Origin of the sequence: Bradyrhizobium erythrophlei (assembly GCF_900129425.1) — a bacterium.
Classification (GTDB): Bacteria; Pseudomonadota; Alphaproteobacteria; order Rhizobiales; family Xanthobacteraceae; genus Bradyrhizobium; species Bradyrhizobium erythrophlei_C.
The window spans coordinates 7,818,319-7,836,715 of the sequence record NZ_LT670817.1; the positions used below are offsets into that span (position 1 = coordinate 7,818,319).

13 protein-coding genes and 3 pseudogenes are annotated in these 18,397 nt (G+C 61.1%); 8 read left to right on the forward strand and 8 right to left on the reverse strand.

The features are described from left to right. Nucleotides 1-21: 21 nt before the first annotated feature. Entirely contained in the window at nucleotides 22-165 is a 144-nt protein-coding gene (locus B5527_RS45570; protein WP_079605914.1) for a LysR family transcriptional regulator, read from the reverse strand. A 100-nt stretch (nucleotides 166-265) separates the two neighbouring features. Between B5527_RS45570 and B5527_RS37170 the strand changes: the two genes are divergently transcribed. From B5527_RS37170 to B5527_RS37190, 5 genes and pseudogenes are all read left to right on the forward strand, one after another. Beyond that, on the forward strand, nucleotides 266-2,491 hold the full coding sequence (locus B5527_RS37170) for an FUSC family protein (RefSeq protein ID WP_079605915.1): 2,226 nt from the start codon (nucleotides 266-268) through the stop codon (nucleotides 2,489-2,491). Between the two features lie 18 nt (nucleotides 2,492-2,509). Next, complete coding sequence (locus tag B5527_RS37175) at nucleotides 2,510-2,710, forward strand: DUF1656 domain-containing protein (protein ID WP_079605916.1); 201 nt, start codon at nucleotides 2,510-2,512, stop codon at nucleotides 2,708-2,710. A gap of 11 nt (nucleotides 2,711-2,721) precedes the next feature. After that, the gene (locus tag B5527_RS37180; protein ID WP_154072723.1) at nucleotides 2,722-3,717 is read left to right on the forward strand and encodes an efflux RND transporter periplasmic adaptor subunit; all 996 of its coding nucleotides are present in this window, start codon (nucleotides 2,722-2,724) and stop codon (nucleotides 3,715-3,717) included. Beyond that, nucleotides 3,718-3,924: pseudogene (locus tag B5527_RS37185) on the forward strand (DUF1348 family protein); the annotation flags it as partial. 222 nt (nucleotides 3,925-4,146) lie between these two features. Beyond that, nucleotides 4,147-5,586, forward strand: a complete 1,440-nt coding sequence (locus B5527_RS37190) for an IS1182 family transposase (protein WP_079600895.1) — start codon at nucleotides 4,147-4,149, stop codon at nucleotides 5,584-5,586. Nucleotides 5,587-5,914: 328 nt separating this feature from the next. Here the strand turns inward: B5527_RS37190 and B5527_RS37195 are convergent, their stop codons facing one another. The 7 genes and pseudogenes from B5527_RS37195 to B5527_RS37220 all read right to left on the reverse strand — a co-directional run bounded on the left by B5527_RS37195 (nucleotide 5,915) and on the right by B5527_RS37220 (nucleotide 15,202). Then, nucleotides 5,915-6,220 (reverse strand): hypothetical protein, encoded by a 306-nt coding sequence (locus B5527_RS37195; protein ID WP_079605919.1) that lies wholly within the window; start codon nucleotides 6,218-6,220, stop codon nucleotides 5,915-5,917. Between the two features lie 138 nt (nucleotides 6,221-6,358). Continuing rightward, nucleotides 6,359-6,547: pseudogene (locus tag B5527_RS46885) on the reverse strand ((2Fe-2S)-binding protein); the annotation flags it as partial. Continuing rightward, the gene (locus tag B5527_RS37205; RefSeq protein ID WP_079605921.1) at nucleotides 6,544-6,792 is read right to left on the reverse strand and encodes a hypothetical protein; all 249 of its coding nucleotides are present in this window, start codon (nucleotides 6,790-6,792) and stop codon (nucleotides 6,544-6,546) included. The gene B5527_RS37205 and the pseudogene B5527_RS46885, both read right to left, overlap by 4 nt. A gap of 208 nt (nucleotides 6,793-7,000) precedes the next feature. After that, nucleotides 7,001-12,478: a trifunctional serine/threonine-protein kinase/ATP-binding protein/sensor histidine kinase gene (locus B5527_RS37210; protein WP_079605922.1), complete on the reverse strand. Its 5,478-nt coding sequence runs from the start codon at nucleotides 12,476-12,478 to the stop codon at nucleotides 7,001-7,003. 289 nt (nucleotides 12,479-12,767) lie between these two features. Then, a pseudogene (locus B5527_RS37215) lies at nucleotides 12,768-12,995 on the reverse strand (SOS response-associated peptidase); the annotation flags it as partial. A 1,375-nt stretch (nucleotides 12,996-14,370) separates the two neighbouring features. Beyond that, a complete protein-coding gene (locus B5527_RS44880) occupies nucleotides 14,371-14,916 on the reverse strand; it encodes a hypothetical protein (protein ID WP_154072724.1) in 546 nt (181 codons plus the stop codon). A 16-nt stretch (nucleotides 14,917-14,932) separates the two neighbouring features. Then, entirely contained in the window at nucleotides 14,933-15,202 is a 270-nt protein-coding gene (locus tag B5527_RS37220) for a hypothetical protein (RefSeq protein ID WP_079605924.1), read from the reverse strand. A 41-nt stretch (nucleotides 15,203-15,243) separates the two neighbouring features. On the opposite strand from B5527_RS37220, the gene B5527_RS37225 reads away from it, so the two are divergent. From B5527_RS37225 to cyoC, 3 genes are read left to right on the forward strand one after another with little or no spacing between them, the layout of a single operon-like run. Beyond that, nucleotides 15,244-15,687, forward strand: coding sequence for a COX aromatic rich motif-containing protein (locus tag B5527_RS37225; RefSeq protein ID WP_276329297.1), 444 nt, complete (start codon nucleotides 15,244-15,246; stop codon nucleotides 15,685-15,687). Further along, nucleotides 15,687-17,669, forward strand: coding sequence for a cytochrome o ubiquinol oxidase subunit I (gene cyoB / locus B5527_RS37230; protein ID WP_079605925.1), 1,983 nt, complete (start codon nucleotides 15,687-15,689; stop codon nucleotides 17,667-17,669). The genes B5527_RS37225 and cyoB overlap by 1 nt, the downstream gene beginning before the upstream one ends. Then, nucleotides 17,666-18,292 carry a cytochrome o ubiquinol oxidase subunit III gene (cyoC, locus tag B5527_RS37235; protein ID WP_079605926.1) on the forward strand — a complete coding sequence of 209 codons (627 nt, stop codon included), beginning with the start codon at nucleotides 17,666-17,668 and terminating at the stop codon, nucleotides 18,290-18,292. The genes cyoB and cyoC overlap by 4 nt, the downstream gene beginning before the upstream one ends. Nucleotides 18,293-18,397 lie beyond the last annotated feature (105 nt).

Below are 18,397 nucleotides of genomic sequence, written 5' to 3' on the forward strand. Positions count from 1 at the left end.
GGTAGGCTTCGCCCACTGGGATCAAGCAGCTGCACCCAACCGCTCCTCGAGGTCGCGGGTCGACCGGGAGAGCGCGGGCTGGGACGCCTGCAGCGCTGCGGCGGCGCGGGTGAAGCTGCCGTCATTGGCAACGGCCTTAAGATACCGCACGTGGCGCAGCAGCATGTATAATCTCAGCTTATGAAGATGTTCGGAAATCAGTCTTGGACAGTTATAGCACGCGGGGCCACCTCAGCTCCTACAGGTTCACGGAGCGAGATGCCTCATGCAAAGACTGCTCGAAGGATTTCACAGATTTCGGGAAGCCTTTCCTGCGCGAGGCGATCTCTTCCACAAACTGGCTCACGCGCAATCGCCGCACATCAAGCGTCACCCCTCCGCCCTTGGCTGTGGTTCCCCAGTTGCGAAGGGGCTCAGCGGCGCGGCTGAGGGGCGGTCCCCTGCGCAACAGTCCAGGCGAACAGAAGCGCGTTGGTCCGGGCTGATCTTTGCCGGGACGACGACCGCGTCGGCGCTGATCGCCCTGCTCGTGGCCTTCATCTTCAACTTCGATCAGCCGCAATGGGCACTGCTGACCGTCTTCATTGTCGCGCAGCCGCAAAGCGGCCTGGTCTTGGCAAAGAGCTTCTACCGGATCATCGGGACATCGATCGGCGCCTGCGTAGCGCTCCTCTTCGTCGCGCTCTTTGCCCAGGAACGCGTACCGTTCCTCGGCGCGCTCGCCTTGTGGATCGGCCTCTGCACCTTTGGTTTCGAATACTCGAGGAATTTTACCGCCTCAAGGAATTTTATCGCCTATAGCTTCATCCTATGCGGCTACACCGCCGTTATTGTGGGCGTCCCGGCAGTGCTCGATGCCGGGAACGCCTTTTACATCGCCACGGCGCGCGTCACCGAAATTAGCCTCGGCATTATTGTTTCGGCGACGGTCAACCACATGGTGCCGTCGAACTCGGTGGCCGCGTCACTGACGCAGGCAATCGCCGATGCGCGTAAGGGATTGGCTGACTATGCCATTGCGCTTTTCAGCGCCAGCGATGGTGCACCGCTGCGGGCGAAGCTTCTAAGCCAGTCGATAGCGATCGAAAGCCTGCGTGCTTCTGCAATGTTTGAAGACCGGGATATCCGCGACCGGAGCAATGCACTCCGGCTTCTCGACGCGGCCTTGGTTCGTGTCATCGGCGTTGCACAACTTCTCGCCCGGCGGCTCGACGCATTCGGGCGAGCCAACGCGTCGAGCGAAGCAGGGCTTAATGACGCGATTGCCGAAGCCACTGCTGCGATCGAGGCATGGCGCACCTTCGCGATCGACACCGCCGCGTTCCGTCAACGTCTGCTCCGGGCACGAGCGCGCCTCCCAATCGTTTGGCAGCTAAGCCAAGAACCTTCAGCGCTGGACGAGGAGGCGATCCGGCGAGTTGCACTCATCGCGAGGCTGCGCGAGTTCCTTGCGGCCTTGACCACCTATGCCGAGGCATACGAGGCCTTTGTTTCGGGCAAGAAGCTGGCGCCGCGCGGGATCGACATTGCCCATGCCAACGACGCGGTGGCCGCCCTCTGGATAGGAGTGCGCGCCGCACTTGCGATCTCCTTCGTCAGCACTTTCTGGATCCTCAGTGATTGGCCGCACGGGTCGACCGCGACAACTCTCATCGCCGGAGCGACGGCGCGGCTCGCAGTGTTCGGGCCCGCGGTGCCGATTGCGGTCTCCGGCACCTTAATCTACATTATTTCGGCCATCCCCGCCTTCGTGCTTATCGAGACGTTGCTGCCCCTCACCTCGGGGTTCGGATTTTTCGCGCTGATCGTCACGCCGATGCTGTTTTCGTGCGCCCTTCTGATGGCGCACAAGAAGACCCATCTGATCGGCTTCTTTTCGGCACAGTTGTTCGCTTCGGCTGGTTTGTTTCAGAACCGAATGGCCTACGACCCCGCCGACCTGATCAACACTTCCATTGCAGCCGTGGTCGCCTCCGCGGTTGCCATCATGCTGTGGGCCATCGTAGCGCCGACGACGACGGAAGCCGCACGCCGCCGTTTCGTCCGCGCCGCGCGCAAGGTACTGACCAGGATCGCGAAGCGCCCACGTAGCCGGCTCGCGGAATTCGAGACCGCGATGAGCGAGACTCTCGGCGACCTGCGAAGGCATCTCCGCCCCGATCGGCCGGACGATATTACTATGTTCGAGGCCCGCATCGCTCTTCTCTGCGTCGTCCGCGAGCTGATCCGGGTACGCGCCGACCGAACTTCGTCCTCTGCTGCGACCGCCCGCGAGCTCGAGATCGTCAAACTAGTGGGTTATCAGCGAGCGCAGTGGTCCGACCGTGCTCGTCGCACGGCGCAACAAGCAGCCCTGAGGTGCCTTACCGAGCTACGCGAGAACGCGCTCGGCACCAAGCAAGCCCAGGCCACCGCTCGCGAGATCGTCGCCTTCACCGCCATCCGGGACGAACTCGAACGCGCTGGCGCGTTGCCCACGGGTCAAACATGAAGGAAGGAGCACAATCCAATGCTGCGTGAAATTAGCCTCTTTGGCGCAGGCGTGCCGTCGCTTTTGCTTTATTTCCTGGCGGCGATCCCGCTGTTTTTCGTGATCGATCAACTCGCATCGGCACTCGAACTCTATCGCATCGTCTGGCATCCCCCACTGGTTCGACTCGCCCTTTTTGTCTGCCTCTTTTCGGGGCTCGTCCTATTGCCAAGACCATGAGGGAAGCTCCTATGAAAACCATCGCCCGTGTGCTGATCACCCTCGTCCTCGTATCCGCCGGCTCCGTCGCCGGATACGAGCTTTGGGATTACTACATGCTATCCCCGTGGACCCGCGATGCCCGTGTGCAGGCCGACGTGGTATCGATCGCACCAGACGTGTCGGGTTTTGTCGAGGATCTCAAGGTCAAGGACAACCAGTTCGTTCACAAAGGCGACGTCCTGTTCGTGCTCGATCAGGAGCGCTATACCCGGGCCCTCGCCTCGGCCGAGGCGAATGCCGCGGCCCGCCAGGCAGAGATGGGGATGCGCCAGCACGAGGCCGCGCGGCGCGCAAAATTGACCACATTATCGATCTCCGTCGAGGCGCAAGATGACGCCATGCTTACTGCCAACATCGCAGCCGCCTCCTACCAGCAGGCACTTGTCGATCGCTCGACCGCCCAGCTCAACCTCGATCGGACCGTTGTGCGCGCGCCGGTCAATGGGTTTGTCACCAACCTCACCCTCGATACCGGTCAATACGCCTCGATCGGCACCAAGGTCATGGCTCTGATAGACAGCGACTCTTACCGGGTTACTGGGTATTTCGAGGAAACCAAGATCCCGGCGGTGAAGCAGAGCGGCGGCGACGTCGATATTTATCTGATGAGCGGCGGCCCCTTGCTGCGCGGCCATGTCGATAGCATCAGCCGCGGCATCACCGATCGCGACAATCCCGCCGGTCCCGAGCTTCTGGCAAATGCCAATCCGACCTTCGAGTGGGTCCGGCTCGCTCAGCGGATCCCAGTGCGTATTCATATCGATGATGTGCCGAAGGGTGTGCTGATCAGCTCAGGCATGACCTGCACCGTCGTCGTCCAGGCGGCGCCGCACCAAAGGGCGATCCTCGCGGCACTGCGCGGATGGCACACAGCGGCGCGAGAAGCACCCAACGGACATGGCCGGGTTGGTTTGCGGGCCGATAGCGCTTCTGACGCTGCGAACTTGCAAAGAAGTTTTCGATGACTGCTCTCGTCCCCGTTCACACGTGAGACTGCGATCGCCAAGAATAGGATGGCAAACGGCGATTGGAACAGCCGCGATCCGCATCGGCTTGCTGAGGATAGCCGCTGGCGGAGCCGGGCGGAATTCATCTATGGGAGCGCCGAGATCGTCGCCTTCCTCACACGTAAATGGCACAAGGAGCTGGTTTATCGCCTGACCAAAGAACTCTGCTTGCGCAGGCGGATGAGTTGATCGAGTGAAGATGTTGTTTATCGCAGTGCACGAGTCTCCTTGTGGCACTTTCCCGACATGGCGGCGGTGTTGAGCGATGTCCCTTGTTGGAGGCAAAGCAGAAAATGCTGCTCCTAGCGAGTATTTCGCCTTTTGACCCTGGCTGCGTGAAAACGAACTGTCTGCTATGATTCGCTTGGCGATTTGCCGGGGGCAATCATGAAACGCTTCGTTGAGGGTGCCGATCGCGGACAATCGACGTTGTTGCCGGAATGCCTCGATGAGTGGGTCGAGGAGAGCAATTGCGTTCGTGTGGTGGATTGCTTTGTCGACGGGCTCGATCTGGCCGATCTCGGTTTCGAAGGCGTCGAGCCTGCAGCGACAGGCCGGCCTGCCTACCACCCCTCGGTTCTTCTGAAGCTTTACATCTACGGCTATCTCAACCGAGTGCAGTCGAGCCGCCGGCTTGAGCGCGAAGCCGGCCGAAACCTGGAAGTCATATGGCTACTCGGTCGGCTCGTTCCCGATGACAAGGTGATTGCCGATTTCCGCAAGGACAATGGCCCGGCGATCCGCAGGGCATGCGCGAGCTTCGTCAATCTCTGTCGCCAGATGGGTCTGTTGGCGAAGGCGAGCGTCGCGATCGACGGCAGCAAGTTCAAAGCGGTCAATAATCGAGATCGCAATTTTACCCGGGGGAAGATCGATCGCCGGCGCGCGCAACTCGAGGAGAGTGTGGCGCGGTATCTCTCCCAGCTCGATACGGCGGATAGGCAGGAACCGTCCGAAGTGCTGGTGCTCAAGACGACGCGGCTCAAGGAGAAGCTCGACAAGCTGAAAGAGGAAATGGGCAAACTCGCAGCCTACGAGAAGCAAATGTTGGCCTCGCCGGATCACCAAATCTCGCTCACTGATCCCGATAGCCGCTCGATGGCAACAAGTGGGCGTGGCTCGGGCGTCGTCGGCTACAATGTGCAGGTCGCGGTCGACACCGTGAACCATCTGATCGTGACGCACGATGTGACGAATATCGGCTCGGATCGCTCACAACTGGCGAACGTGGCGCGGGAAGCCAAGGCCGTTCTGCAAGTCGATAAACTCGAAGCCGTCGCCGACCGCGGCTACTTCAATGGCGAAGAGATCCTGGCCTGCGAGCAGGCAGGCATTTGCGTGACGTTGCCCAAACCGATGACGTCGGGCGCGAAGTCGGAAGGCCGCTTCGGCAAGCAGGACTTCGTCTATGTGCCGGAGGAGGATGTCTATCGTTGCCCCGCCGGCGAGAAGCTCAAATTCCACTATGCCAATGAGGAACACGGGCAGAAGATGCGCCGGTACTGGACGAACGCCTGCAAGACCTGCGCAATCAAGGATCAGTGCACCACAGGCAAAGAACGCCGCATCACGCGATGGGAGCATGAGCACGTTCTCGAAATCGTGCAGCAGCGGCTGGATCAAGATCCCCAGGCCATGCGCCGCCGGCGCGAGACGGTTGAGCATCCCTTCGGCACGCTCAAGATGAGAATGGGCGCGACGCACTTCTTGATGAAGACGCTGCCGAAGGTCGCGAGCGAGATGGCGCTCAGCGTACTCGCCTACAATCTGACGCGGGTCATGAATATCGTCGGTACAAGGGCGTTGCTGGCAGCGATCAGAGCGTGAGTGTGGAGACCCCACTGCGTGCCGATACCGAGCCAGACCATGCCCAGCATTCCCCGCCACGACTCGGAGGCGGCCCCTGATCGCCCAACAGGAAAAAATTGCTCAGATCGGCCGTGTCGGACTACGCCGACCGGATCGTGGACGTTCCCGGCCCGCGTCAGCGCGTTATCACGCAACCAAGACCCTGAACGGACGTGGCAGATGTAAAAAAACTGGACGCAGTGCGGTCTCATGTCCTGGGCGTTGGTTTGCTCGGACAGCCATGGGGACGCGCGGAAGTGCAAGCCCGAAATCAAACACGCCGCATTCGTAGCATTACGTGGTTCGGCTAGATCAATTCGACTGCCGCGACCTTGTTAAGCGCCTGGATTTGGTCGGCCGACCCCCGGGAAACCGAGTCTTCAGCGTAACGCACAATATCCAGTACCCGTGCAAAGACCTCGTCGGCGACGTCGACCGGTAGCGGCTCTTCGTCAAATGAATCGATGTAATGATCGATCATCGATGCAAGAAGCCTGTAAAGCGCGGCGTGCTCTGGATCAGCGCTGGCTCGCGCTATCAACTTCTGCTTTAGGGATTTGTAGGTCCTGAGGCCGTGATGCTGAGTGCTCAGCCAACTGTGTAGTTCGGACATGTTTCATCTCTCCATACGAGAGGAATTCGCGGCGACAATGATTGCGGAACTTGTGTATCAAATGGCCTACACGGCCTTGCGTGCGCCTGAAATTGACAAGTCAAACGCGTTTTATCGTCCGCTGAGTCATCGAACGCTCGTTGACGCGCACAGGTCGATAGCCTGATCGATGATAGTCTTGATGGTGCGGGCACATCGGCCGCATTCGGCGCTGCAGCCTAAGCAGCCATAGACCTGCTTGGCATTGCATGGCAGATCATCTTCCGATGCGCGGACAGCACTGCGGACGTCATGATCGCTAAGGATATTGCAGGAACAGACAATCATGAAGACCGATCGTTGTGGCTCTTAGTTCGTTCTCCTAATCGCCAAGACATCGACAACCACATGTGATGAGACTCCCGCGTGATGCCGGCATCCAGGTTCTCAAAAAGCCATGAAATCCGACCGCGTGCAATCTTCTCTCGCAAAACGATTGCCTCCTTGTCGTCGAGGCCGATCAAATGCAGGGTGTTCTTGCCCGTATCGATGCCAATGGTGTGTGCGACTGTAGCGGCCGTCTTATGGGACATAGCGATGAGCTCCTTATCTTCTAAGCCCCCCGCTCATTCTCTGAGCGGTTCGGGGCGGGAGCACGGCCGGTCCATCCCATTCTGAGACATCAAGCGGCATAGGGCCGGCCATCAACCTGAAGACCGCCAAGGCACTCGGCATCGATATCCCTGCGACGCTGCTCGGGCGCGCCGCCTTCTGTTCTTTGGACGGCTTACGCGCGCAACCTCACCACGCAGTGTCTGCGTTCACCGGCAGCGTGAATTGAAACATGGCGCCGTGGGGCACGGTTGCCGTGGCCCACAGCCGGCCGCCATGGGCCTCCATGATCGAGCGGCAGATCGAAAGTCCCATACCCATGCCGCCGGATTTGGTGGTGAAGAAGGGGTTGAACAGCCGGTCCACATTCTCGGCGGCGATCCCGACGCCGCAATCCGCCACACTGATGAGCGCTTGGCCTGGTTGGTCCTGGCCTGATCGGACCACCAGTTCGCGCGGCCGATCCGTGACCGATTGCATCGCTTCAATGCCATTCATCACCAGGTTGATGATCACCTGCTGCAATTGAACCCGATCACCCAACACCGTGGGTAGGGCTGGTGCCAATTCCATTCGCAACGACACCCGGTGGCTGATTAGCTCACGCTGCACCAGCGTGATGACCTCCCTTATGATTTCATTGACGTCGAGCGGCACCTTCTCAATCTCGGTCTTGTTCGCGAGCGCCCGGACGCGCCGGATCACCTCACCCGCCCGATTGCCGTCGTCGATGATCCATTCCACCGAGCGGCGCGCGGCGTCCAGGTCGGGAGTCTGGCGGTCGAGCCACCGCAGACAGGCCTCGCCGTTGGCGACGACGGCGGCGAGCGGCTGGTTCACTTCATGCGCGATAGAGGCCGCCAGTTCGCCCAAGGTTGTTACGCGCACGACATGCGCCAGGTTCGCTTGCGCGTCGCGCAACGCCCCCTCGACATGCTTGCGCTCCGTTAGATCCAACACAAAGGCAACGCCTTCATCTCGGTTCCACTCGAAAAGCGCGCGGGCGACCAGCACCGGCACGCGGCTGCCGTCTTTGCGAAAGTACTCCTTCTCACGCGGTTTGACAGTTCCAACCGCATTTAGCTCTGCGAAGGCCTGGTCGTCGACATCGCGCCATTCGGCCGGCGTCAGCTCCCTCCATCGCAACGAGGCGAGATCTTCCCGGGCATATCCGACAATATCGAGAAAGGCCTGGTTGGTTTCGATAATTCGGCCCTGAAAATCCCAGATGACGATCCCGACGATGTTCGCGTCGACCAAGCGGCGGATCCTGGCCTCCCGTTCCCTGAGATCGTTGTACAGACGGGCGTTCTCCAGCGAGATCGCCGCTTGCGACGCCAGCACTTCCAGTACCGAGATCCGTGCGGGCGTGAACACGTGCGATGCCAGCTTGTTCTCCAGATAGAGCACCCCGATCAGCTTGGACTGCTTCACCAGGGGCAGGCAGAGGACCGACCGGGCGTGCTTCTGACGGAGGTACTCATCCGCCGAGAACGGATTCTGCGCCGAGGCGTCATCAAGGATCACGCTCTCCCGCGTCCGGATCACGGTGTGGAGCACGGATTCGGGAAGCTCGGCCAGTGAGGCGGCCGTCTGGCGCAGCGTGACCTCAACCTGGCCGCGGCCGGTCGTCGCTTCCGCTGCGATCCGTGGCTCGTCGCCCTCGAACAGGATGAGCAGGCCTCGCTCGGCGCCGGCATGTTCGACTGCGATCCGCAGCAGCGTCTCGATAAGCTTGTCGAGGACGATCTCGCCGGACACCGCCTGCGCGGCCTTGAGCACGGTTCCGACATCGAGCTGCTCGACGGGCGCGCCAATGGTCGTCGTGTGAGATGCAGGCACCGGTGCCTCGCGGAGATGCAGATGAAGCTGCTCGAGATGCCGCACCTTGCCGGACGCGCCCCAGCGAAGGTAGCAGCGCCGCGCCTCCCGCAGATACGCGCGGGCGAACGTATCGAAGCCGCGCGCCGCGTAGAACCGCGCGGCTACCTCATGGGCCAGGCCCTCGTTCTGCACGAAGCCCTGCTCGCGGGCCGAGCGGATGGCCTGTTCGTAGAGGCGCTCGGCGTCCAGTACCCGCTGTTCCAGACGCGCGAGTTCGGCGCCGACCAATGCCGCGCGGTTTGCGAACGTTGCAGGACCGTTGTGTGCCCAGACCGCTATCTGCTTAAGATGCGATGCCAGCGCTTCCAGATGCTGGGGCCGCTCCTCGGCCGCAGCAATCTCGCAATACGCCGCTCGCGCAAGCGCCGCGTAGAAATGGTACTCAGCGCGCTCGAATTGCGTCGGCGTCGTCCAAAGCACCGATGCAGCTTTCGATGCAGCCGAAACAGCCGACGCGTAGTCGCCAGCGTAAACGCACGCTTGCAGCTTGCGAATCCAATACCACGAGGCGGCAAAGGCCAGCTGGGGCTTGCTCTCCAGACGTTGCTCGAAGCGGCCCTCGTCGAACTCCGCGCCATCGAAGGATGTAAAGGTCGGCCTCAGTCCACGGAGCACGCGGATGAGCCTGAGCTGCCCCGTCATACAATCGCTGATGAGTCCGAACGACATCTTCCGTACGAATTCGAGTCCATTCTCGGCCTCCCGCTCGACTTCGCCGAGCGGATCTCCGGAGGCGAGAAAATTGGTGACCAGGTCGACGCAGCTATAGGCTACATAGGAAAGATCACCGGTCACCTGCGCCGCCGCGAAAGCCCGCCGCAGCAAGTCGCGACTCATCGACAGGTTCTGCGTCCAGTTGACGACGTGGACGGCAAAAACGAGGTAGACACGCGCTCTGAACCGGTCGAGCCCGCGTTTTTCGACCAGATCCAGGCCAAGCCTGCCGAAGCGGAACCCTGCCTGGTAGTCTCCGAAGTACATCCCCAGGACGCTGCCCAACCACGCATAGGCGAGGCATGATCCGTCGCTGTTGCCATGCTCCAGGCTGAGGGCCGCCATCCGACAGACGACGAGGCGGAAGAGATTCTCTTCAGTGAAAAGGGCCGGCGACGTGAGCATCGTGAGCACGTCCATGGTCGCGCGCCGGTCGGGATCAGTCATCAGTGGCAAGTCGACCAACGACTCGATTGAGTCGGACCCGAGCCGCTGCAGCAGCCGATCATAAGCCTGATGGACGTCCTCCGCTGTCGGGTGCAGCGGCCACCGTCCGTCATCGACCCGCCGCAGATAGTCCAGGCCTACCTCGACCGCGCTGTCGCTATGGTCCAAGGTCGTGTAGAGATTGAGGCGCACGCAGGTGACCGCGGCAGAGTCGACGATGGTCCGCGCGCGGGTTGACAGCAACGAGAGCCGTGCTTCAGCCGACGCCAACTGTCCGGTCAGATACTCGCACTCCGCGCGTTCAAGCCACAGGCTGAACGTTAAATCGTAGTGGCTGTCCCAGTCGCTTTCGTCGAGCAGGGCCATGCCGGCCACGAGATAGACGCACGCGGACGCATAGGCCGTCGACGCCTTGGCCTTTCGCCCGGCGCGCAGCTCGATCGTCGCCACCTGCGCTTTCTCGTCCCGGTCGACTAGAAGCGTTGCGCCCCGATTGAAGTGGTTCGCGACATCGAACAGGTCCTCGGCGAGCTCGTCTGCCGTCATGCTCGCCAGCAGCACGCGGCCTATGCGCAAGTGGACTTCGGCACGCTGCGCTTCAGGAATAAGTGAGTACGCCGCCTGCTGGATCCGGTCATGCATGAATCTGCAGGCGTTGTCCTGATGGACCACGAGGCCAGCGCGGATCGCTTCCCAGAGTGCCGCGTGCATCGCCTCTTCCGATTCGCCGTGAACCCGGGCCAGGGTGGCGATCGGAGCAACATTGCCCAGGCAGGCGAGCTGCTTCAGGGCTTCCTGGGTGGTGGCGGACAATCGCTTCAGCTTCCCTGCCATGAGGTCCACCACGTTGTCGGCGTAACTCTTGGCCCGGATGCGATCGATGTTCCATTGCCACGCCGACGCGACTGGGTCGAATGCGAGCAGCCCCTCGTCGGCCAACGCGATGAAGAATTGGATTGCAAAAAATGGATTGCCGCCGGTCTTCTTCTGGACTAGCTCCGTCAATGGCCGCGCGCGTACCGGCTCGCAGTGGAGCGCGTCGGCGATGAGCCGGCCAACATGGTCGAGCTCGAGGGGCGCCAGCACGATCTCATGCACCCTCGCATCGACCGCGCGGATCGACTCCAGCGTCCGCAGAAGCGGGTGCGTTGGGCCGACCTCGTTGTCCCGGTAGGCGCCGATCAGCAGCAGGTGCCGCACTTCGGGGTGTGTGACCAGATGCTCGAGAAGCTCAAGCGTCGCTGCATCCAGCCATTGCAGATCATCGAGGAACAGCGCGAGCGGGTGCTCCTGGCGCGCGAACACCCCGAGGAAGCGCCGGAACACCATCTGGAAGCGGTTCTGCGCGTCCTGCGGCGGCAGGTCCGCGACCGGTGACTGTTTCCCAATCACGAGCTCCAGCTCGGGAACGAGGTTGACGATAATCTGACCATTCGGGCCCAACGCCTCGCTCAGTGAGTCCCGCCACCGGCCAAGCTCTGCCTCGCTCTGGGTGAGGAGCGAGCGGACAAGGCTCTGGAAGGCTTGGCCCAAGGTAGCGTACGGAATGTCGCGCTTGTACTGATCGAACTTGCCGGACGCGAACAGGCCACGCGGCGGCACGAGCGCCTTGTGCAGCTCATTCACCACCGAGGACTTGCCGATACCGGAATATCCGGACACGAGCACAAGCTCCGGCGTGCCGTTAGCCACGACCCGGTCGAAGGAAGCGAGCAGAGTGTTGATCTCGCGCTCCCGACCGTAGAGCTTCTCCGGGATCAGCAGCCGGTCCGATACGTCGTGAGCGCCCACCAGAAACGGGTCGATACGGCAATGCGACTCCCATTCCGCCAGGCAGCGCTTGAGATCGGCCTCGACACCGGCGGCGGTCTGGTAGCGCACCTCGGCGGTCTTGGCGAGGAGCTTCATCACAATAGCCGAGAGCATCCCTGGGATGCCGGCGACCCGCTCGTTGGCCGGCACCGGTTGCCGCGCGATATGGCAGTGCACCCACTCCATCGGATCGGCAGCCGTGAAGGGCAGTGTCCCCGTAAGCATCTCGTAGAAGGTGACGCCCAGTGCATAGAGATCGCTGCGCGAGTCCACCGAGCGGTTCATCCGACCGGTTTGTTCCGGCGCCATGTAGGCGAGCGTCCCGGCAATCACCTCCGGCGGCGCTGCGGCTTGATGCTCGCGCGGCAGACGCGAGGCAATGCCGAACCCCGTCAGCCATACCCCGCCGCTTACCGCGTCCGCTAGGATATTTACCGGCTTGATGTCCTTATGGATCAAGCCGCGCTCGTGCACTCGGCGGAGCGCACCCGCGAGAGGAATCGCGATGCGCAGGAAATGCGATACGTCCAGTGGCCGGCCAAGCAGTCGATCGAGCGACGTACCGCCGGGATCCTCAAGCACCAGCGTCATGCGGTCGTTGTAATGTGTCAGCGCGATCGGTCGCGCCGCCCAGTCAGCGTCAAGTTCTCCCTTGAGCGCATATTCGTGTTCAAGCCCCTCGACACAACCGGGCGAGGTTTCCTCTGCGGCAACAAGCAGGATCGGCGCCAGGCCGTTGCCAGAGCCACGGTAGAGAGAGATGTCGCCCTCCCGAAGCGGCAGAAATACGTAACCCGAGAGCTCGTTCACGAGGGCCTCCTGGCAGGAGGACTATTTTAAGACATTGATTAGGTTACGTTTGGTTTTGCCCGTCAACCCAAAACAGACGCCAAAAATGCGATCAAATCACGATCGGTGAACCTCGCGGGCGTCTTGCTTATAAAGCCAAGATGCTTTGGCAAGGAAGGGTGCACCGACAAGTGAACGAGAAATCAACTGACTTCCGGTGATGGCACATTTCGGACCTGACGCGATGTCTGACTTGAGTCCGTAATGCGCTCCAAAGCGGAAGTGGGCGAGAGCAAGGCAAGGATCGGCATCACGCAGCCGCTTGATCTTCCTTGTCGGCACCCCGGGCGACGATCTTGAGCGCGTCATCCGGCAGCGGCCTTTGTAGTGCCCGCGCCTCATCCCATGGCGCGCGCATCCAGACGTCACGCTCCTCGTCCGTCGTCAGGATCACCGGCATGGCTTTGGGATGGATCGGCTCGACCACCGCGTTCGGCGCAGTCGTCAGGAAACCGTACACGAGATGCGGCCCGGGAATTGCCCCACGTTAACCTCCTTTATCACCCTTAGCGCGCGCGAGGGCGCTGATGGCCAGGCCGTGGCCTGCCCGTTGCTACGGGGTAGCTCGCCAACGAGAGGGGTCGCGCCAAAACAGCATCGGGGCGCGCCCCACGTTAACCTCCTTTATCACCCTTAGCGCGCGCGAGGGCGCTGATGGCCAGGCCGTGGCCTGCCCGTTGCTACGGGGTAGCTCGCCAACGAGAGGGGTCGCGCCAAAACAGCATCGGGGGCTCCGGCGTGCTTTCTCTCCGGCATTTTTCGGGCTGGTTCTCTTTATCCCTTGGCGCGTGGGTGCCGAAGAATCTGGCGCGGCGTAATTTTGGTTTATTGGTTTTGGCGGCGCGATGCTGCTCGACCGGATCGGGCCGCCTAGGCGGTGCCGCGGCGGCGTAGTTATGATTTATTGGTTTCGGCGGCCCCACGTTAACCTCCTTTATCACCCTTAGCGCGCGCGAGGGCGCTGATGGCCAGGCCGTGGCCTGCCCGTTGCTACGGGGTAGCTCGCCAACGAGAGGGGTCGCGCCAAAACAGCATCGGGGCGCGCCCCACGTTAACCTCCTTTATCACCCTTAGCGCGCGCGAGGGCGCTGATGGCCAGGCCGTGGCCTGCCCGTTGCTACGGGGTAGCTCGGCAACGAGAGGGGTCGCGCCAAAACAGCATCGGGGGCTCCGGCGTGCTTTCTCTCCGGCATTTTTCGGGCTGGTTCTCTTTATCCCTTGGCGCGTGGGTGCCGAAGAATCTGGCGCGGCGTAATTTTGGTTTATTGGTTTTGGCGGCGCGATGCTGCTCGACCGGATCGGGCCGCCTAGGCGGTGCCGCGGCGGCGTAGTTATGATTTATTGGTTTCGGCGGCCCCACGTTAACCTCCTTTATCACCCTTAGCGCGCGCGAGGGCGCTGATGGCCAGGCCGTGGCCTGCCCGTTGCTACGGGGTAGCTCGGCAACGAGAGGGGTCGCGCCAAAACAGCATCGGGCCCCCACGTTAACCTCCTTTATCACCCTTAGCGCGCGCGAGGGCGCTGATGGCCAGGCCGTGGCCTGCCCGTTGCTACGGGGTAGCTCGGCAACGAGAGGGGTCGCGCCAAAACAGCATCGGGGGCCCCCGCGTTAACCTCCTTTATCACCCTTAGCGCGCGCGAGGGCGCTGATGGCCAGGCCGTGGCCCCGCGTTAACCTCCTTTATCACCCTTAGCGCGCGCGAGGGCGCTGATGGCCAGGCCGTGGTCTGCCCGTTGCTACGGGGTAGCTCGCCAACGAGAGGGGTCCCGCCAAAACAGCATCGAACAAGCGATTGCTGACCAATCGCCCTTGCTCAAGCTTAGTCTACTAAGAGTCCGATTCCAAAGAACGTCTACGCGTCAGCAATTGGATTGTGCAAAGACTCTATAATTATGCAGTCAAGAAAACCGTCGAACTCTGACTTCTGACGGTCTTTCAACATGTAGTCGATCCAACCCGCGTTCGCACCGTCGCGGACAAGAATTCTGCCGTGACCCCACTCGACCTTCGCCCAACACTCGCGGATCATGTTTTCAAGGGTAATGGCATCGAAGTGTGAGGGCAATTCAATTGCACAATGAATATGCCATCGACCTGACGCGCCGCACTCCCATGGACGTAACGCGCGGGCGCGGACCTCGCCTTTTTCAAGTACGGGTAATACACGAAGACGTTTGCCGTGCCGACGAAATGCAGATCCATATACAGCTCTGTTGAGGAGGTTCATGAAGTGCCGAAAAGCTTGTCTGCACCGATAGTCGTCGATTTTTACCCAGCCACCGCGGTCGGGCTGCCAGGCTTGCTTCAAGGTTAGAGTGACGTCGCAAAATTCACCCCAGCTGCTGGTATCGAAGAAGTGTGATTTGGCGGATTCAAAAGGATCAGATCTAACTTCCATCGAATAGTTATGCGCCTCACCGAGGGAACTCAACGCCGGGCGCACGCGTCAATACAAGCTTGTGGTAAAGGACGCCGTCCGCTCCTCCGGCTTCCCGGAGTTCAACCTCGACGTGACGGAAACCCAGGTGCACTAGTTCGTCTTTGAAGCTTTGCTTGAGCTTTTCAGAAACTGCCGTCTTGGTGACGGCTGTACTCTTTTGCGTTATGGCCTGCGTCCTAGTCTCGTCGATGCAGAGACCATAGGCGGCATATTTCTTTTTGCGTTCGATCTCGTCTAGGATCATCTGCTGATACTTTGCAAGCAGCTTCCGAGCACGCAGCTCCCTTGCCGCAGCGATTATGGTTCACCTCCGAGTCGATCATGAACTCCTTCTTCATCCCTCAGCTCGGCAGCCAGATCTACGCGATGGCCGGGATGCAGACCCAACTGCACCTCATCGCCGATCAAGCCGGCACCTATGCCGGCCGCTCCTCGGCCTTCAGCGGCCCCGGGTTCTCGGACATGCATTTCGACACCGTCGCGATGCCCCGCGATCAGTTCGACGCCTGGCTTCGGCAGGCCAAAAGCGCACCGTCGGTCCTCGATCAGGCGACCTACAGGTCGCTCAAGGAGCCGAGCATCAAGTCGCCGGCAACGACATACGCGAGCGTCACACTTGGGCTCTTCGCCAGCATCGTCGATCAATTCGAGGCCGGTGGGATGCCGGCGATGGCTCTCAACAACCAGATCCGCACGCCGCAAGGACCGGTCTCGCGGAGGAATAACTAATGCTTGGAAAACTCTCCCTCGATGCCATTCCGCTACATGAACCGATCATCATGGGAACCGGAGTGGTCGTCGTCATTGGCGGATTCGCCGTTCTTGCACTGATCACCTACTTTCGGCAGTGGGGCTATCTGTGGTCGGAGTGGATCACCTCCGTCGATCACAAGAAGATCGGCGTGATGTATTTCGGGCTCGGGCTCGTCATGCTCCTTCGCGGCTTCGCGGACGCGATCATGATGCGCACGCAGCAGGCGATGGCCGCGAACGATGCGGCCGGGTACCTGCCACCGCACCACTACGACCAGATCTTCACCGCCCACGGCGTGATCATGATCTTCTTCGTTGCCACGCCCTTTCTCCTCGGCCTGATGAACGTCGTGGTGCCGCTGCAGATCGGTGCACGTGACGTCGCCTATCCCTTCCTCAACTCTCTCGGCTTCTGGCTGTCGGCCGTCGGCGCCGCGCTCGTCATGGTTTCCATGTGGGTCGGCGACTTCGCCGCGGTGGGCTGGGTCGCCTATCCGCCGCTTTCCGAACTCGGATACAGTCCAACGGTCGGCGTCGACTATTACATTTGGTCGCTACAGGTCTCAGGAATAGGCACGACACTCGCTGGGATCAATTTCATCGTCACCATCCTGCGCATGCGCGCGCCCAGCATGAACGTCATGAAGATGCCGGTGTTCGTGTGGACGTCACTGATCACCAACATCCTGATCGTCGGGATCTTCCCGGTGCTGACCGCCACCTTGGCAATGCTCACCGTCGATCGCTACTTCGACATGCATTTCTTCACCAATGAGCTTGGTGGGAACGCGATGATGTACATCAACCTCATCTGGATCTGGGGCCATCCTGAGGTCTATGTCCTCGTCCTGCCAGCCTTCGGCGTCTTCTCCGAGGTGATTGCGACCTTCTCAGGCAAGCCGCTCTTCGGCTACAACTCGATGGTCTACGCCACCTGCTCGATCGGTGTCCTCAGCTTCTTGGTCTGGCTGCACCACTTCTTCACGATGGGGTCGGGCGCGAACGTCAATGCCTTCTTCGGCATCATGACCACGATCATCTCGATCCCGACCGGCGTGAAGCTGTTCAACTGGCTCTTCACCATGTACCGGGGCCGGATCCGCTTCCATTCGGCAACGCTGTGGACCATCGGCTTCATGGTGACCTTCGCTGTCGGCGGCATGAGCGGCGTCCTGCTCGCCGTGCCAGGCGCTGACTTCGTCCTGCACAACAGTCTGTTCCTGGTCGCCCATTTTCACAACGTCATCATTGGCGGCACGGTGTATGGGATGCTCGCCGGCATGAATTTCTGGTTCCCCAAGGTCTTCGGTTTCAAGCTGAACGAATTCTGGGGGAAGGTCTCGTTCTGGTGCTGGCTGGTCGGTTACTGGCTCGCCTTCACGCCGCTCTACATCCTCGGCTTCAAGGGGATGACCCGGCGTATGAACCACTATGACATGCCCGACTGGCAGCCCTATCTACTTATCGCACTCGTCGGCGCCGTGATCATCGGGGCGGGCATTCTGGCCATCCTGATCCAGCTTAGGGTCAGCATCAGGGACCGGGAGAAGAACCGGGACTTGACCGGCGATCCGTGGAACGCCCGCAGCCTCGAATGGTCGACGGCCTCGCCTGCGCCCTTCTACAACTTCGCCCATATCCCCCACATCACCTCGCTCGAGCAGCATTGGGAAGACAAGGAGTTCGGCCGAGCCTGGCGGCCCGCCTCCCGTTACGAGGACATCCACATGCCGAAGAACACCTCGGCGGGCTTCGTAATCGCCGTCTTCAGTTTCATCCTGTGCTTCGCGCTCGTCTGGCACATGTGGGCGATCGCGGCGATCGGACTCCTCGGCATGGTCGGCACCTTCATCGCGCGAACCTATGACCGGAATACTGACTATTACGTCCCGGCAGCCGAGGTCGCGCGCATCGAACGAGAGCGCCACGCACTCCTAGCCAAAGCTTCATACCCATGAACATCTCCTTCTCTCCCATCTCTCTGGCCGCGAACGAAAGCTCCGCGGCCGTACATCACGAGCACGACGATGGATCCAAGACCGTTCTCGGCTTCTGGATCTATCTGATGAGCGACTGCCTCATCTTCGCAAGCCTGTTCGCCACCTTCAGCGTGCTTGCCGACAGCGTCGCGGGCGGTCCGAGCGGAAAGGAGCTCTTCGATCTCCCCTATGTCGCCGTCGAGACGCTGCTGCTTCTGGGGAGCAGCTTCACCTTCGGCCTTGCGGCTCTCAACGTGCAAGCCGGCAACCGCGACAAGGTGATCGGCTGGCTGGCGGTCACCTTCGTCCTCGGCGCCGCCTTCATCGCGATGGAGGTCCACGAATTCGCCCACCTCATCGCGGAGGGAGCGGGTCCGAACCGCAGTGCCTTCCTTTCCGCGTATTTCACGCTGGTGGGCACCCATGGTCTGCACGTGACCGCCGGCCTGCTCTGGCTCGCAGTGATGATGCACCAGACCCTCCGCTTCGGGCTCGACGATGTCATTCAGTGCCGCCTCGCCTGCCTCAGTCTGTTCTGGCACTTCCTCGACCTGGTCTGGATCTGCGTCTTCACCTTCGTCTATCTGCAGGGGGGCTTCTGATGTCAGGCGCGCATATTTCGAGCCACGCCGCGCATGGCGCGTCCCACGGCAGCCTGAAGTCCTATGTCGTGGGATTCATCCTCTCGCTCGGATTGACGGCGCTCT

Bases quoted from the DNA above. Each gene is read 5' to 3' on its own strand.
- B5527_RS45570 (WP_079605914.1), bottom strand. From the start codon at position 165: ATGCTGCTGCGCCACGTGCGGTATCTTAAGGCCGTTGCCAATGACGGC.
- B5527_RS37170 (WP_079605915.1), top strand. From the start codon at position 266: ATGCAAAGACTGCTCGAAGGATTTCACAGATTTCGGGAAGCCTTTCCT.
- B5527_RS37175 (WP_079605916.1), top strand. From the start codon at position 2,510: ATGCTGCGTGAAATTAGCCTCTTTGGCGCAGGCGTGCCGTCGCTTTTG.
- B5527_RS37180 (WP_154072723.1), top strand. From the start codon at position 2,722: ATGAAAACCATCGCCCGTGTGCTGATCACCCTCGTCCTCGTATCCGCC.
- B5527_RS37190 (WP_079600895.1), top strand. From the start codon at position 4,147: ATGAAACGCTTCGTTGAGGGTGCCGATCGCGGACAATCGACGTTGTTG.
- B5527_RS37195 (WP_079605919.1), bottom strand. From the start codon at position 6,220: ATGTCCGAACTACACAGTTGGCTGAGCACTCAGCATCACGGCCTCAGG.
- B5527_RS37205 (WP_079605921.1), bottom strand. From the start codon at position 6,792: ATGTCCCATAAGACGGCCGCTACAGTCGCACACACCATTGGCATCGAT.
- B5527_RS44880 (WP_154072724.1), bottom strand. From the start codon at position 14,916: ATGGAAGTTAGATCTGATCCTTTTGAATCCGCCAAATCACACTTCTTC.
- B5527_RS37220 (WP_079605924.1), bottom strand. From the start codon at position 15,202: ATGATCCTAGACGAGATCGAACGCAAAAAGAAATATGCCGCCTATGGT.
- cyoB (WP_079605925.1), top strand. From the start codon at position 15,687: ATGCTTGGAAAACTCTCCCTCGATGCCATTCCGCTACATGAACCGATC.
- cyoC (WP_079605926.1), top strand. From the start codon at position 17,666: ATGAACATCTCCTTCTCTCCCATCTCTCTGGCCGCGAACGAAAGCTCC.